Genomic DNA, 14,650 nt, shown 5'->3' with positions numbered 1-14,650 from the left:
TTGAGGGGACGCGCCTGCGCGGGCTGCTCGGCCACGCCGGATTCATTCACACCTTCTGACGCCGGCGAATGCAACGGATCGTTCCATGTCTCGCGCCGCCCCTGGCTTTTCGCTAACCTGTTCCTCCCATGTCCGCACACGCCGCATTTGCTGAAACCGCAGAAGCCGCACTGGCCGATGACGTCGTCGCCACGCCGATCGGCCCGCCGCCGCCTGCGCCCGATGTGCCGGTGCCCATGCCGCCACCGCCGCCGCCCGGTCTGCCACCCGAGGGCGACCCACCGCCGGTGATGCCGCCGGTGACGGACCCCGGTTTTCCGCCACCGGTGATCGAGCCGCCGCCGCCGATGCAGACGGCTGTGCCCACGGTGCCCTTCGGCAAGCTGCACGCGCGGCGCCTGCGCGAGATCTACCGCTCGGCCGGCTGGCCCTGCTGCGACAGCATCGAAGTCGAGCTGCTCGCGGGCGGTTTCCTGGCACGCGTGCGCAGCGAACTCGGCCACGAAACGCTGCGCGTGACCGACGCGGGCATTGCGCGCATCGCCACCACGCTCACGGTCAACCGCGCGGCGCTGTCGTCGCACGAGGCGCTGGTGGAGCGCGTCGCGCGCGAGATGACGCGCGGCGGCCGCATCGCCTGGCGCGGCCTCGGCCTGCGCGCACGCCTTCCGCCGCTCGAAGAAGGCGGCAAGCCGCGCTGGTGCATGGCGCGGCCCGATGTGTTTTCGATCCGAAACACCAGCGTCGAGGCCTATGCGCATCCCATCGTGCATGAGGTGAAGGTGAGCCGCGCCGACTTGCTGGGCGACCTGCGCAAGCCCGACAAGCGCGCGGCCTACCTCGACCTGGGCGGTGAATGCTGGTACGTGCTGGGCAACGACACCAAGGGTCGCTGCATTGCATCCCCCGACGAGATGCCGGACGGATGTGGCGTGATGGTGCTCGAGGGCGAACGCCTCGTGGTGGCGCGCGCCGCGGTGCATCGCGTCTTCGAGCGCATTCCTTTTTCGGTGTGGCTGGCGCTGGCCAAGGCGCAGCCCGTGGCGGGCTTCGAGGACGACGCGCAGGACCTGCTGATCTGACTCGCCGATCCGCGCGCGTCAGGTGATGGCGTCGTAGTCCCGGTGCGCGACGGCGATCACGTTGCCCGGCTCGAACTGGCTGGTCATCTGGCGCAGACCTTCCTCGCGGTCTTCGCGGCTGGCCTGCGAGTCGAACATCTGGTCGCAGAACTCGAGCAGGTCTTTCACGATGCGCTCGTGGCGGTAGTAGGCGAGGGCCAGCGCATCGACCGCCTGTGTCGCGCCGTAGCCCTCGAAGAACAGGGCTGCTTCGCGCGGCTGGTTCCATACGCCGCCGACACCTGCGCCGATGAACATCAGGTCGCGCTCCTTCGGCGCGAGGATGAGCGTGTCCCAATCGACGATGCACAGCCGGTCGCCATCGCCCAGCAGTACGTTGCCCGCGTGCAGGTCCGAATGGCACAGTACCTGCGGCAGCGATTTTTCGAGCAGGATCGATGCGAGCTGTTCACTGCGGTAGATGAGAGAGTCGATCTCTTCGTCGTGCGCGTCCCAGAAGGCCAGGAAGTGCGTCACGAGATCGTCGCCCGCCACGCCGTTGATGAAGCGGCGCTGGTAGCGGCGCACGCCCTCGCGCCAGTGGTGCGAATAGCTTTCGCGCGGCAGGCCCGCGAGCATCGATGCAGGCAGCTCGGCGCGATGGATGGCGCTCAGTGCCGTGCCCAGCACGGTCCATTGCCGGTCGGTCGGTGCACGCGTGAAGCCGTCGGCACCGTCGAAGAACGGGTAGAGCGCCCAGTCGAAGCCATGGTCTTGCATGCTGAGCCGCCGCGTGAGCGTGAGCAGCGGCGCCATCACGGCGTCGATGCCGTGCATGTGGTGCAGCACGGCGGGCACATCGACCACGGCAGGGCCGAAGCCGCCGCGGCGCAGCTTGAGAAAGTACGCGCGGCCGTCCGGTGCGTCGATGCGGAACGCGGCGGAATCGACGTCCGCGCCCAGCGGCAGGAATTCGGCGCGGGTGCCTTGAAGGTCCCAGGTGCTGGCGAGGCGGGCGGCGATGGCATCGTTCGGCAAGGCGGGCGGCGTCAGCATGCGGGGTAGGCGTCCAGGAGTTCGTGGCGAAAGGGATGCGTGAAGTGCGAGCGGACCAGCCGGAATTCGCGCGCTGCCCATTGGATGGGCGGCAGGTGCGCGGGGCACGCGGCGCGCTCGGTTTTCCGCGCAATTGTGACGTGCGGCGTCCAGCTGCCAGCGTAGGAAATGAAGCCGGTTTGCCGCAATGCGCGCATCAGCGCGTCGTGGAATTCGCGCAGTCCGTCGTGCGCGGCGGGACAGACCACGGAGACGTCGTTGCGCCACGTGCCGGAGCTGTCGAGCGTGAGGTCCAGCGGTGGCATCGGCACGCAGGCGAGCGTGGCGCGCAGGCGTTGCTCGGCTTCGCCCTGGTGGTCGGGCAGGTAGCACAGCGTGAGGTGCAGCCGACCCGCAGGCGGCATGGTGCAGCCGCGCGGCCACCACCAGTCTGCGCGGTGCGCGAGGATTCCGGCGCGCACGTTCGCCGGGGGGAAAAGGCCGATGAGGAGCTGCCGACGGGCCGCCACGGCGTCACCTTCAGGCCTCGGGTGGCCACCAGTGCGCGGCCGTGGTCTGGATGACGTGCGCGGCCTGGGCGCGGATGTCCAGGCCATCGCCATGGCGCTTGTCGCGCGCGACCTTGAATGGCCAGTTCGAAATCCGGCCAGTCGTTGTCGTGGTTGTGCGTGCACGCGACTGCAGCGGATGCTGTCGCGAGGAGAAAAAAAGCACCTGCGCCGAGGGCGCAGGCGGGTTGGCGGTGGTCATGGCGTCGCCTCGAGTGTTGTTCTTGGAGACGGACCATTCTAGAGAAAATACTGTATTTATGTACAGTAAATTTGCAGTCTATTGAGGATAGTTTCCCAGCAGGGCGTCGAGGTCGATGGCCGCGGCCAGGGCCTTGTAGCCGGCGTCGCCGGGATGCAGGTGGTCGCCCGAATCCATGGCGGTTTTCAGCCGAATCGGCCGTGTCGGGTCGCGCAGCAGCGCATCGACATCGACCACCGCGTCGAAGGCGCCGCTTTCGCGAATCCAGCGGTTCACGGCCTCGCGCACCGCGTTTTTCTCGGGCGAGTGGTGGCCGGCCAGCGGCGTGCCTTCCAGCGCGCGCTCGTTGGGCGGAATCGTCGCGCCCACGATGCGCACGTTGTGGGCATGGGCCATCTCGATCAGCTGGCGAAAGCCCTGGATTACTTCTTCGGCGCGCACGGCGGGTTCCTGCGGCGCGAAGGGGCCGCCGGGCCAGCCGATGTCGTTCGTGCCGAGCAGCACGACCATGGCGCGCACGCCGGGCTGCGAGAACACGTCGCGCCCCGCGCGTTCGAGCGCCGCGCGGCCCATGCCGTCCTTCAGCAGCCGGCCGCCGGAGATGCCGGCGTTGAGCACGCCCACGCCGCGCGGCGCGAGCCGCTCGGCCAGCGCGTCGGGCCAACGGGTGTTGGCACCGGGCGTCGAGCCGTTGCCGTCGGTGATCGAGTCGCCCAGTGCGACGACGGTGACGGGCGCCTGGGACGTCTCGACGACCAGGCCGCTCACGTAGACGCGGGTGCTCCACGGCGTGGCCGAGGCCGGCAGCCGCGCGGCGGCGCTCAGGTCGCCGTCGGCGATGTACAGCGTCTGCCGGGCATCGAAGTGAAAGCCCGCGGGCTGGCTGGGCACGGGCAGGTAGAGCGACACGGCCACCTCGCTCAGCGCGGGCAGCGACAGGTCGACCGGGTCGCTCACGAGGCGCGCGCCGGGCGGCACGGTCACGTCGCCGCGACCACCGAAACGCAGCACGCGGTCGGTGCCTTCGACGATTGCCGAGCCACTCGCATGGCGGGCCACGTGCGCGGCGCCGATGTGCAGCGGCGAGGTGCCGCCTTCGTTGCTGACCACCACGCGCAGCCGCGCGCCGCCGATGCTCAGGCGCGCCACCTGGCGCAACGTCTGCCGCTCGAAGCGGGCGGGAATGCCGAGGGGCAGCACGAAGCGCTCGTCCCACAGCGGCTGGGTGGCGGCCATCCAGCTGGGGCTCCAGTGAGCGGGCGTGTCGGTCGGGCCGGCTGCGGACGCCGCGGCGGCGCCCGCCAGGGAAAGGGCGAGCGCGCCGTGGCGCAGGATGGATGCGAATCGCGAAGCGGTCATGTTCGATGTCCTCGTGTGAATGAATGAAAGAAAGAAGAAAAGAAGCGTCGGTGGCTGAACTTTCATTCATTCGAATCAGGATGGGTAGAAGGCAGAATGGCATGCATCGCATTCCCGATTCGAATGGACCCATGGACACCCTTCGCGCACTCTCCGCCTTCGTGCACAGCGTCGAACTCGGCAGCCTCTCGGGCGCGGCCCGTGCGCTCGACACCACGCAGCCCACCGTGAGCAAGCTGGTCGCGGGGCTCGAGCGCTCACTCGGCGTGCGGCTGCTGCGGCGGGCGGCGACCGGGCTGAGCCTCACGGAGGAGGGCCTGCGCTTCCACGAGCGCGCGCGCCGCATGCTCGAGGACTACGGCGATGCCGTGGCCGATGCGCGTGCGCAGGTGCAGCAGCCGCGCGGCCTGCTGCGCCTGAGCGCGCCGGTCACGCTGGGGCAGCGGCATCTCAACGCGATGGCGGTCGAGTTCCTGCGGCTGTACCCCGACATCGAACTCGAGCTGGTGCTCGACGACCGCTTCGTCGATCCGCGCGAGGAGCGCATCGACGTCTCGCTGCGCGTCGGCGGCGCGCTGCCGCCCGACCTTGTCGCGCGCCATCTCGGCAGCTGGCCGCGCGTGCTCGTCGCATCGCCGGACTACGTTGCGGCGCGCGGCAAGCCGCGCACGCCGCAGGACCTGCTGGCCCACGACTACCTGCGCTACGCGGCAGGCGACGACGGCGTGCTGCTCACGGGCCCCGACGGCCCGGTGGCCGTACCGGTGCGCAGCCGCTACCGCGTCAACAACGCCGTGGCGCTGCTCGACAGCGTGCTGGCGGGCGCGGGCGTGTCGCTGCAACCCACGTGGATGGTGGCGGACCTGCTCGCACAAGGGCGGCTGGTGCGCCTGCTCGCGCGGCACACGGGGCCGGCGCAGGAGCTGCACCTGCTGTACGCACCGCGCCGCCAGCTGCCGCTGCGGGTGCAGGTGCTGGTCGACTTCCTGGCGCAGCGCGTGGCGGCGTTGCCGGGCGCGGCGCGAGGGAAGGGGCGCTAGTGTGGTGTCCCGCAAATAACTGCGCATGAAATCGCGCCTTTCACGCCAGGGCGGCGTTGCAAATCCTCGCGATACCTACGGGTATCGCTGCGGTTTGCGCCTTGCCCTGGCGTGAAACGCATCGATTTCATTTTGCGCAGCTATTTGCGGGACACCACACTAGGCCGCCTTGCGGGCAGCGCTCTTTGTGCTTTTTGCGGTCTTCGCGGTCCTGGAGGCCTTGGCGGCAGGCTTGTGCGCGGTCTTGCGTGAAGCCGTTGACTTCGTCGCCGCGCGCTTCTTCGCCGCAGGCGGCGTGCGCTTGCCGCTTCGCAGGCTGCGTGCCAGCAGTTCGGTCAGGTCGATCACGTCGGCGCCGCCCGAGGGTGCTTCTTCCTCCGGTTGCACCACCGTGGCCGTGTCGCCCGCCTTGACCTTCTTCTCGACGATCTTCATCACGGCGTGCTTGAACTCGTCCTTGAATTCGTCGGGGTTCCAGGGGCCCGACATGTCGCCGACCAGTTGCTCGGCCATCTTCATCTCGGCGGCCGAGAGTTTCGCGCCCTTGACGCCGGCGGCCGGCAGGTCGAGCCCGTCGGCGGGCTTGACCTCGTCGCCCCAGCGCAGCAGGTTGAGCACCAGCGCCTTGCCGAACGGGATCAGCAATGCCAGGTGCTGCTTGGTCGCGATGACCACCTTGGCCAGCCCGACCTTGCCGGTCTTCACCAGCACCTCGCGCAGCAGGGCGTAGACCTTCTGTCCCTTGTTGATCGGCGCGAGGTAGTAGGGCCGTTCCAGGTAGACGAAGGGAATCTCGCCGACATCGAGAAAGCGCTGGATCTCGATGGTCTGCGTGGTGCGCGGATAGACGGCCTCGATCTCCTTGGGCGAGATCACGACGTACTTGCCGTCCTCGTACTCGAAGCCCTTCACGATCTGCTCGCGCGCGATCTCCTTGCCGGTGCGCTTGTTGATGCGCTTGTAGCCCACGGGGTCCATGCTGCGCTTGTCGAGCCAGTCGAAGTCGATGCCCTGTTCGGTGCTGGCGGTGTGAAGGCCCACGGGGATGTGGACCAGCCCGAAGGTGATGGCGCCTTTCCAGAGGGTTCTCGTGCCTGTGGCCATGGTGTGTGCCTCCTGTGATTCACTTCTTGAAGCCGAGCCGCTTCATGGCTTCGCCCAGCGGCTGGCGCGTGGTCCAGTAGCCGGCCCACGGGTCTTCGGACTGGAACGACAGGTGCTCGCGCGCGGTGGCAATAGTCCAGTGCGCGCCGCTCCTGAGGCTGTCGAGGTCGGCCCAGTCCACGGGCATCGATACGCCCATGCCGGGCCGGGCCCGCGCCGAGTAGGCCGCCACGGTGGTCGCGCCCACGCCGTTGCGCAGGTAGTCGGCAAAGATCTTGCCCACGCGGTTCGACGGCCCGCTCTTGGCCACGAACTTCGAGGGGATCACTTTCGCCAGGTGCTGCACGATGGCACGCGAGAACGCCTTCACCGTGTCGTTGTCGTAGTGCATGCGCAGCGGAACGACTACGTGCAGGCCCTTGCCGCCGCTGGTCTTGAGCCAGGCCACCAGATTCAGCTCGGCGAGCATCGCGCGCATCAGTGCCGCGCCTTCCTGCACATGGGCCCACGGCGTGCCCTCGCCTGGGTCGAGGTCGAAGATCATGCGGTTGGGCCTGTCGAAGTGCGTCGAGGTGGCGTTCGAGGTGTGGAACTCGATCACGTTGAACTGCGCCGCGTTCAGCAACGCTTCGCGCGTGCCGACCTCCAGCATCGAGGGATGGCCCGGCCACAGGGCGGGGTCGAGTTGCCGCACACCGGCGATGTTCACCTTCTCGGCATGCTTCTGGAAGAAGATCTGGCCGCCCACGCCTTGCGGCCCGCGCACCAGTGCGCAGGGGCGGCCCTTCAGGTGCGGCAGCATGTGCTCGGCGACAGATTCGTAGTAACGCACGAGGTCGAGCTTGGTGCGGCCCGAGCTGGCATCGATCACGCGATCGCCATGGCTCACGGTGACACCGCCGACCGTGGATGCGGCTTTCTTCGATGATGTCTTCATGGTCTTCGCGCGCGAGGCGGGTGCGATGTCATGGGGCTCTTCATGCACGATCTCCGATGCCGGCTTGTCGTCGCGCAGTGCCACGAACGACGCGTGGCGGATCTGCCCGTCCGGTGTCCATGCCGCAAAGCGCACCTCGGCCACGAGCCGGGGCTTCACCCAGTGCCGCGTGCCGCCCGGCCGCCGGCGTCCGGCCTTGGCTGCACCGCCGGCGAACGGCGCGCGCGCGCTGTTCAGCGCGGCGAGCTGGCGGCGCAGGTCGCGCGCCTCGCGGTCGTTCCAGCCGGTGCCGACACCGCCGACCGACACCAGGTCGCCGTTCTTCGCATGCACGCCCAGCATCAGGCTGCCGATGCGTGTGGGGCTGTCGCTGCGCAGCGTGTAGCCGCACACCACGAACTCCTGGCGCTGCGTGCACTTGAGCTTGAGCCAGGTGTCGCTGCGGCGCGAAACGTACGGCGAATCGGCGCGCTTGGCGATCACGCCTTCGAGGTTCATCCGGCAGGCCGACTGCAGGACCGAATCGGCATCGGCCTCGAAGTCGGCGCTGAAGCGCAGGCGCTGCGAGGCGCGCGCGTCCATCAGTTGCTTCAGCAGGCGGCGGCGTCCGGACAGCGGCACCTGGCGCAGGTCGAAGCCCCCGAAGAAGGGCACGTCGAACAGGAACATCACGACCGCATCGGCACGCTCGCGGTCGAGCGCGTTCTGCAGCGCGTTGAAGTCGGGCGTGCCCTGGTCGTCGAGCACGACGATCTCGCCGTCGAGCCACGCGTTGTCGATGCCCAAGCGTTCCAGCTCGGCCACGAGCCGCGGCAGCTTCGCGCTCCAGTCATGGCCGCCGCGCGTGAGCAGGCACGCCTTGCCGTCCTCGACGCGCGCCATGATCCGGTAGCCGTCGAACTTGATCTCGAAGATCCAGTCGCGGGCGGCGCCCTCGGGGACGCCGGTGGCCAGGGTCGCGAGTTGCGGCGAGAGCCTGGCGGGCAGGCGTGCCTTGGTTGCACCGGGTGCGGGCAGGGTGGGTGATGCCTTGGCCTTGGTCGTTCTGCGCTTCGCGAGGGGGGATGGGCTCGGATGGGTCACGCTGTCGGGCAGTGCCGAAACCACGTCGTAGTCTGCATGCGGTCGCGCGAAGGCATCGCGTTTCTTGAACAGCAGCCAGGGCTCCTGCCGCTCACCGCCCTTGGCGATCTTGATGAGTTCCCACAGCCCTTCGAGCTTCTGGCCGTGCAGCTGGAACGCGAGCTTGCCCGCGGCCAGGCCCTTGCGCGGGTCGCCCACCGGCTCCCAGGTGCCGCGGTCCCACACGATGACTTCGCCCGCGCCGTAGTGGCCGTGCGGAATCGTGCCTTCGAAGCCGGCATACGACAGCGGGTGGTCCTCCACATGCACGGCCATGCGCTTTTGCGCGGGGTCGAGGCTCGGCCCCTTGGGAACGGCCCACGACACGAGCACGCCGTCGAGTTCGAGCCGGAAGTCGTAGTGCAGCCGCCGTGCGGCGTGTTTCTGGATCACGAACGCGGGCGCATGGGGTTGCGCCTCGCCGCCCTCGGCGGGTTCGTCGGTGGCGGTGAAGTCGCGTTTTGCCTGGTAGGTCGCGAGCGGCGTGTCGGTACGGGAGCGAGCCATGCCCTCGGGTGTGCCTGCATTCGCGGCATGCCGCATCGGCCAAGTGTCCGGTCTTCGTGTGGGCCGATGCCGCACGCGCGGGCCCGGCGCCAGCGATGCCAGGCGGGTGCCGGACGGGTCCCACGCGCACGCGCTGCGCCCTCCGACCGGCAATCGTTGTGATCTGTCCACCATGGAGGCAATGCCGCCTTCAGTGGAATGCCTTCAGCGGAATTCAGCCGAAGGAGGCAGCCATGTGAGCCCGTGCGCATCGCGCCAAGGAGACCCCATGACTTCCAAGCAGACCCCCGACCCGAAGCCGGCGAGTCCGGACAAGAACCCGCCGGAGAAGTTCCCGTTTCCCACGTCCGACAACCACGGCACGCTGCCGGCCGAGGCCGCCAAGCCCACGCCGCAGCCCTCCAGCGAGGAGGCGCTCGACAGCGGCGTGGAAGAGTCCTTTCCGGCGAGCGACCCGGTGTCGGTCACCGTCACGAAGGTCAAGCTGCCGTCCGACGCGTCCAACGAGGAGGGCGCTCCGTCGCCCAAGCCTTGAGGCGGCGATGGACCCGCGCCTGAACACCGTCATGGCGGAGGCCGTCGCTGCCCGCGAGGGCCCGCGCCGCGTGGTGACCTGGGACGTGAGCCCGCAGGGCTTTTGCAGCGAACACGAGCACGTCACGCGCGCCAACTTCGCGCAGCGCCTCGCTGCGCTCCAGGGCTGGGAATTCGCGGGCGCCTACAACGCCGGCCAGCCGACTCAGGGCGCGCTGTACTTCGTGCCGAGCGACACGCTCACCGATCCGCAGCACGCGCGGGCGATGGGCATCGCCAGCGTGGACGACCTGTTCGGCGGCGTCGTGCCGCATGCCTTCGTCGCCACCAAGGCGATCAGCCATCCGCTCATCGGCCCCGATGCCACGCGGCCCACCGGATGGTCGACGCGCCTTGCCACGGAGATCGGCGATGCGGCCTTGCCCGGCTTCTCGTGCTTCAGCACCGACGACGCACGCGGCGCGGGCCGCGCGCTGTTCGACATCGGCCGCGTGCGCCTGAAGCCGGTGACCGCCACCGGCGGGCGCGGGCAGCAGGTGGTCGACGATGTCCACGCGCTGGAGCGCAGCCTCGACGCGATGGACGACCGCGAGATCGCCACCCACGGCCTCGTGCTCGAGACCAACCTCGAACAGCCTGAGACCTGCAGCGTCGGACAACTGATCGTGGCGCAACGCGTCGTCAGCTATTGCGGCACACAGCGCATCACGCGCGACAACGCGGGCGCCGAGGTCTACGGTGGCTCCGACCTGCAGCTGGTGCGCGGCGACTTCGACGCGTTGCTGGCTCTTGTCGATCCGCCGCCGCCGCTGCGCCGCGCGATCGAGCAGGCGCGGCGCTACCACCGCGCGGTGATCGATTGCTACCCGGGCTTCTTCGCCTCGCGCGTGAACTACGACGTGGCGCAGGGGCTCGACGGCCGTGGCGACTGGCGTTCCGGCGTCCTGGAGCAGTCGTGGCGGGTGGGCGGTGCCACGGGCGCGGAGATCGCCGCGCTCGAAGCCTTTCACCAGGACCCGACGTGCCAGCGCGTGCACGCCTCCTGCTTCGAGGTGTACGGTGCAGCGACCGTGCCCGCGAACGCGATCGTGGTCTACCAGGGCAACGACCCCGAGACCGGGCCGCTGTGCAAATACACCTTGCTGGACCCCACCCCGCATGCCGACACGCCATAGTTCCATCGACATTCCCGTCGACGGCCATCACATCGAGGGCACGCTGTTCGCTGCGTCCACCATGGTGCCGGGCGTGCTGCTGGTGCATGGCTGGGACGGCAGCCAGGAGCAGTACCTCAAGCGCGCCCACGAGATCGCCGCGCTCGGCTGCGTCTGCTTGACCTTCGACCTGCGCGGTCATGCGCGCCATGCCGGGCTGCGCCAGCAGGTAACCCGCGAAGACAACCTGCGCGACGTGCTCGCCGCCTACGACGCGCTGGTGGGGCATCCGACCGTCGACCCCGCGGCTGTCGCCATCGTCGGCAGCAGCTACGGCGGCTACCTGGCCGCGCTCGTCAGTGCGATGCGTCCCGTGCGCTGGCTCGCGCTGCGCGCGCCGGCGCTGTACCGCGACGGCGAGTGGGACACGCCCAAGGGCCTGCTGAGCCGCTCCGACCTGGTGGCCTACCGCCGCACGCTGGTCGGACCCGACGACAACCGCGCGCTCGCAGCCTGCGCGGCTTTTGCCGGTGATGTGCTCATCGTCGAATCGGAAGACGACCAGGTCGTGCCGCACCCGGTGGTGGAGAACTACCTCGCCGCGTTCAAGCGCGTGCGCTCGGTGACCTACCGTCAGCTGGTCGGCGCCGACCACGCGCTGTCGCGCCAGGAGTCGCGCCAGGCATATGGCGCGCTGCTTGTGTCGTGGATCACAGAAATGACGCTCGGCGCCAAGGCGACGTCGACAATCACCAAGCCGGTGTCAAGCAGTTCGGCGTGACGGGAACAGGCCTTGTTGAGAGAAAGTTCTCACGTGCTGCGACCTGTCGAATTGGTTACAAAACCAACCCATGTTGGACGCGTTTTCCCTGGTGCACAGGCCTAGACTGCCCCTCCATTTCCCAAGGAGCCTCCCATGCCCATGGACTTTCTCGACCGGATGGCAGACGCGTCGTTTCCGACGGCGGTCCGCGACGAAGTCGACATCAACAGTGCGGTCATGCTGGTCGCGGCGCATCTCATCGAAGCGGTGCTGCCGCCGGCAGCCAGAGGCACGGGTGGGCGCGTCGCCGTCGTGCTGCGGATCACGCCGCAAGGGCGCGCGGTGCTGCGGTCGCGACGCGATGAACCGCAGACCGGAGCCCGGGCTGGCGCGAGAGAACTGACGTTAGAATCCGCGCCTGCTGCGGGTGTAGTTCAATGGTAGAACGGCAGCTTCCCAAGCTTCATACGAGGGTTCGATTCCCTTCACCCGCTCCAGCCGCTCTAGCCGCTCTAGCCGCTCCCAAGCTTCTCTCCCTCGGCGCTGCGCACGGCCCGCGCCGACTCCCTGGCCTTTGAGCCACCTCCCCGATACCCGCTTCCTGCTTTTGTCGAAGTTCGTCGATGTTCCGAGCCTGCCTGGCATCGGAACGGGGTTCTGCGCGTCCTGAATCGACGGAATGAGGCGCCAGAACTGTGGCGAAAAAGCCGAGGATTTATTTTTTCGGGCCGATGGGCCTTCGCTGCCTGTTTCGCAGGCACCGTGTTGCAGGCCCCGCCAGTCAACGGTTTGACGCGCTGCGCACAAGGTTTTCCACAGCATTGTCCCCATCGGATTGGGACAACCCCGTCATTTCGATGTGCTAGGGCCCGAAGGTGTCAGCTCGGGGTCGACGGCGCGGCCCCTGCCGATGGAAGAGGCAGCAGCACCCACACGGTCGTGCCGGCGCCGGGCGTGCTCTGCGCCCCGAGGGTGCCGTGGTGTTTCTGGACCACCGCGCGCACCACGGAAAAGCCCAGCCCCATGCGCCGGGTGCCCGCGCCCTTCGTCGTGGCGGGGGCGGATTCCGGCGCCGCCGGTGTGCGCCGGCCGCGCGGTGCGTGGAGCAGGGCGTCGAGCTGTTCGGGCGTCATGCCCGAACCCTGGTCGCTCACGGAGAGCCGGACCTGGCCCGCGCCTGCACCGTCGGTCGCGGGTTCGATGTCCATGCGCAGTTCCACGCGCCGGCCTGCGGGGCTGTGGCGGATGGCGTTGCTCAGCAGGTTGACGATGGCGCGGGTCAGCAGCGCGCCGTCGGCGCGCACGACGGTGTCGACGGCGTCGTCGCCCAGGCGCGCTTCGACGACGACACCGGAGGCCTGCGCGTAGTGCCACACCTGGTCCCGCGCATCCAGCAGCACGGCGCCGACGTGTGTGTCCTCGAAGCGGTAATCGTCCGATTCGGCCAGCGCGAAATCCATGAAGCCTTCGGCCAGCGCAAGGGTGCGCTCGGCTTCGCGGCGGATGGTGGTGCGCAGCTCGGTATCGCTGGCATCGTGCATCGACAGGACGCTGAGGATCGTGACCTGCGGGCTGCGCAGGTCGTGCGACAGGAACTGCCGCCATTCGTTGCGCTGGCGCTGCGCTTCGCGCTCGGCCGTGAGCTCGGGCAGCATCACGACCCAGCCGCGGTCTTCGGGCGCGTCGCCGCTGAAGGCCGCGGCTTCGAGGCGGAACACGCGCGCGTCCGGCGTCACGTACTCACCCTGCAGCAGGTCGGTCCAGTGGGCGGCGTCCGTGCTGCTCGGGGGTGTCACCGCCAAAGGTGCGATCAGCTCGGGCAGCCGCACGCCGCGCAGCGCGGTGGGCGCGGGGGCGTTGTCGTTGTGCTCGGGCAGCGGCAGCGCGCCGCCGCCCAGCAAGCGGAAGGCGGCGGCATTGCCCGATCCGATGCGTCCCTCTTCGTCGCAGATCAGCATGGCCACGGGCATGGCCTGCATGGCCTTGTCCATCAGCTTCTGCATGCGCTGCAGGCGCGCAATGGCGCGGTCGAGCGCCAGCTTGGGATGCGTCGCCGGGTCTGCAGGGGCGAGGGCGGGCACGCGTGCCGGCATGGCTTCGAAGGTGCCGCCGGGCAGGGCGTCCAGCACCTGCGCGCGCTTGCGCAGGTAGAAGAACTGCGATTCGAGACGCCGCCAGCTCCACAGCAGATAGAGGATGGCAAGGCCGAGCATCGGCGCGGCGGGTGGCAGCCAGAAATGAAACACCAGCATCGCGACCCCGCTCAGCAACAGGCACACGCTCGCCAGGCCGACGCTGATCGGCAGCGCATGCCGGCCGCCGCGGATCAGCAGCCACAGCGCGAACCACAGTGGCACGACGGTCCACGCCGCCAGCCCGAGCGGGGACGACACACGCACATTGCGCCCGTGCATCAGGTTGTCGATGGCATTGGCGTGCACTTCCACGCCGGGCAGCACGCCGCGGATGCCGGCGTTCGGTGTGAGCGTCTGGTCGCCGAGACCGGGCGCGGTGGCGCCGACGAGCAGCAGCTTGTCGCGCAGCAGGTCGGGCGGCACTTCGCCGCGCAGCACGCTGACATAGGGCACCGTGCGGTAGCTGCCGCGCGGGCCGGCGAACAGCAGGCGCAGCGGGCTCTGGCGCAGCCAGTCGAGCGATGTCGCGTCGGGGGCGGGCGTGGGCGGTGGGGTTCGATGCGCCATCAGCGCGCCCACGTAGGGTTGCAGATGGTTCGGGTAGCCCTCGAGCAGGTACAGCGTGCGCGCCACGCCGTCGGTGTCGGGCGCGAGGCCGGCATGTCCCACGCCGCGGGCCTGCGCGGCGAACTCCGGCAAGGGCGGCAGGAAGCCCGGCCAGTCGTGGCCCGTGAAGGCCAGGGGGCTCGCGTGCAGCAGCGGCAGGTACACGGGCAGCAGGCCCATGGCCTGCGCCAGGCGCGCATCCTCGCGCGGGTCGGTGCTCGGCTCGGTCAGGAAAAGGTCGAGCAGCACCGCGCGCGGCGCCGTCGGTGCGAGCCCTTCGAGCAGGCGGGCATGGGTTTCGCGGCTCCACGGCCAGCGCCCGAGTTCGCGCAGGCTGTGCTCGTCGATGGCGATGATGAGGATGTCGGGCGACGCCGTGTGCGCGGCGAGGATCAGCAGGCGGTCGTGGATGTACGCATCGAGCTGCAGCAGGCCGGGGCGCTGCGCCAGGCCGAGCATGGCCAGCGGCAGCAGCAGCGCCATCAGCAACCGTTCGATGAGGAGCCGCATGGGCGTGGCCCT

Annotated in this window: 13 protein-coding genes and 1 tRNA gene; 7 read left to right on the top strand and 7 right to left on the bottom strand. The window is 69.2% G+C overall.

Annotated elements, in window-relative coordinates:
• The first annotated feature begins 128 nt into the window (after positions 1-128).
• The gene (locus D3H34_RS21195; RefSeq protein ID WP_119556218.1) at positions 129-1,082 is read left to right on the top strand and encodes a hypothetical protein; all 954 of its coding nucleotides are present in this window, start codon (positions 129-131) and stop codon (positions 1,080-1,082) included.
• A gap of 18 nt (positions 1,083-1,100) precedes the next feature.
• Here the strand turns inward: D3H34_RS21195 and D3H34_RS21190 are convergent, their stop codons facing one another.
• The 4 genes from D3H34_RS21190 to D3H34_RS21175 all read right to left on the bottom strand — a co-directional run bounded on the left by D3H34_RS21190 (position 1,101) and on the right by D3H34_RS21175 (position 4,226).
• Positions 1,101-2,117, bottom strand: coding sequence for a phosphotransferase enzyme family protein (locus D3H34_RS21190; protein WP_119556217.1), 1,017 nt, complete (start codon positions 2,115-2,117; stop codon positions 1,101-1,103).
• Positions 2,111-2,578 (bottom strand): 2'-5' RNA ligase family protein, encoded by a 468-nt coding sequence (locus D3H34_RS21185; RefSeq protein ID WP_286186014.1) that lies wholly within the window; start codon positions 2,576-2,578, stop codon positions 2,111-2,113. Before D3H34_RS21185 ends, D3H34_RS21190 begins: the two co-directional genes overlap by 7 nt.
• 58 nt (positions 2,579-2,636) lie before the next feature.
• A complete protein-coding gene (locus D3H34_RS21180) occupies positions 2,637-2,867 on the bottom strand; it encodes a hypothetical protein (protein ID WP_119556215.1) in 231 nt (76 codons plus the stop codon).
• 78 nt (positions 2,868-2,945) lie between these two features.
• A complete protein-coding gene (locus D3H34_RS21175) occupies positions 2,946-4,226 on the bottom strand; it encodes an SGNH/GDSL hydrolase family protein (RefSeq protein WP_119556214.1) in 1,281 nt (426 codons plus the stop codon).
• Between the two features lie 131 nt (positions 4,227-4,357).
• Between D3H34_RS21175 and D3H34_RS21170 the strand changes: the two genes are divergently transcribed.
• A complete protein-coding gene (locus D3H34_RS21170) occupies positions 4,358-5,266 on the top strand; it encodes a LysR family transcriptional regulator (protein ID WP_119556237.1) in 909 nt (302 codons plus the stop codon).
• A gap of 159 nt (positions 5,267-5,425) precedes the next feature.
• Here D3H34_RS21170 and ku read toward each other — a convergent pair whose 3' ends face one another.
• Together ku and ligD are read right to left on the bottom strand one after the other, a co-directional pair.
• Positions 5,426-6,370: a non-homologous end joining protein Ku gene (gene ku / locus D3H34_RS21165; RefSeq protein ID WP_119556213.1), complete on the bottom strand. Its 945-nt coding sequence runs from the start codon at positions 6,368-6,370 to the stop codon at positions 5,426-5,428.
• 19 nt (positions 6,371-6,389) lie between these two features.
• Entirely contained in the window at positions 6,390-8,936 is a 2,547-nt protein-coding gene (gene ligD / locus D3H34_RS21160) for a DNA ligase D (protein ID WP_119556236.1), read from the bottom strand.
• A gap of 268 nt (positions 8,937-9,204) precedes the next feature.
• On the opposite strand from ligD, the gene D3H34_RS21155 reads away from it, so the two are divergent.
• The 5 genes from D3H34_RS21155 to D3H34_RS21135 all read left to right on the top strand — a co-directional run bounded on the left by D3H34_RS21155 (position 9,205) and on the right by D3H34_RS21135 (position 11,884).
• Positions 9,205-9,471 (top strand): hypothetical protein, encoded by a 267-nt coding sequence (locus D3H34_RS21155; RefSeq protein WP_119556212.1) that lies wholly within the window; start codon positions 9,205-9,207, stop codon positions 9,469-9,471.
• Between the two features lie 7 nt (positions 9,472-9,478).
• A complete protein-coding gene (locus tag D3H34_RS21150) occupies positions 9,479-10,645 on the top strand; it encodes a DUF3182 family protein (protein ID WP_119556211.1) in 1,167 nt (388 codons plus the stop codon).
• Positions 10,629-11,405 carry an alpha/beta hydrolase family protein gene (locus D3H34_RS21145; RefSeq protein ID WP_119556210.1) on the top strand — a complete coding sequence of 259 codons (777 nt, stop codon included), beginning with the start codon at positions 10,629-10,631 and terminating at the stop codon, positions 11,403-11,405. Before D3H34_RS21150 ends, D3H34_RS21145 begins: the two co-directional genes overlap by 17 nt.
• Positions 11,406-11,540: 135 nt before the next feature.
• Positions 11,541-11,831: a hypothetical protein gene (locus D3H34_RS21140; protein ID WP_205736783.1), complete on the top strand. Its 291-nt coding sequence runs from the start codon at positions 11,541-11,543 to the stop codon at positions 11,829-11,831.
• Positions 11,811-11,884, top strand: a tRNA-Gly gene (locus D3H34_RS21135). The genes D3H34_RS21140 and D3H34_RS21135 overlap by 21 nt, the downstream gene beginning before the upstream one ends.
• A gap of 381 nt (positions 11,885-12,265) precedes the next feature.
• Here D3H34_RS21135 and D3H34_RS21130 read toward each other — a convergent pair.
• Complete coding sequence (locus D3H34_RS21130; RefSeq protein WP_119556209.1) at positions 12,266-14,638, bottom strand: CHASE2 domain-containing protein; 2,373 nt, start codon at positions 14,636-14,638, stop codon at positions 12,266-12,268.
• Positions 14,639-14,650 lie beyond the last annotated feature (12 nt).

Source organism: Acidovorax cavernicola, assembly GCF_003581445.1.
This window is presented reverse-complemented; position numbering and strand designations above follow the sequence as displayed.

Coding starts and splice junctions, on each gene's coding strand:
- D3H34_RS21190 (WP_119556217.1), bottom strand. CDS start 2,117: ATGCTGACGCCGCCCGCCTTGCCGAACGATGCCATCGCCGCCCGCCTC.
- ligD (WP_119556236.1), bottom strand. CDS start 8,936: ATGGCTCGCTCCCGTACCGACACGCCGCTCGCGACCTACCAGGCAAAA.
- D3H34_RS21130 (WP_119556209.1), bottom strand. CDS start 14,638: ATGCGGCTCCTCATCGAACGGTTGCTGATGGCGCTGCTGCTGCCGCTG.
- D3H34_RS21155 (WP_119556212.1), top strand. CDS start 9,205: ATGACTTCCAAGCAGACCCCCGACCCGAAGCCGGCGAGTCCGGACAAG.
- D3H34_RS21150 (WP_119556211.1), top strand. CDS start 9,479: ATGGACCCGCGCCTGAACACCGTCATGGCGGAGGCCGTCGCTGCCCGC.
- D3H34_RS21195 (WP_119556218.1), top strand. CDS start 129: ATGTCCGCACACGCCGCATTTGCTGAAACCGCAGAAGCCGCACTGGCC.
- ku (WP_119556213.1), bottom strand. CDS start 6,370: ATGGCCACAGGCACGAGAACCCTCTGGAAAGGCGCCATCACCTTCGGG.
- D3H34_RS21140 (WP_205736783.1), top strand. CDS start 11,541: ATGCCCATGGACTTTCTCGACCGGATGGCAGACGCGTCGTTTCCGACG.
- D3H34_RS21170 (WP_119556237.1), top strand. CDS start 4,358: ATGGACACCCTTCGCGCACTCTCCGCCTTCGTGCACAGCGTCGAACTC.
- D3H34_RS21180 (WP_119556215.1), bottom strand. CDS start 2,867: ATGACCACCGCCAACCCGCCTGCGCCCTCGGCGCAGGTGCTTTTTTTC.
- D3H34_RS21175 (WP_119556214.1), bottom strand. CDS start 4,226: ATGACCGCTTCGCGATTCGCATCCATCCTGCGCCACGGCGCGCTCGCC.
- D3H34_RS21145 (WP_119556210.1), top strand. CDS start 10,629: ATGCCGACACGCCATAGTTCCATCGACATTCCCGTCGACGGCCATCAC.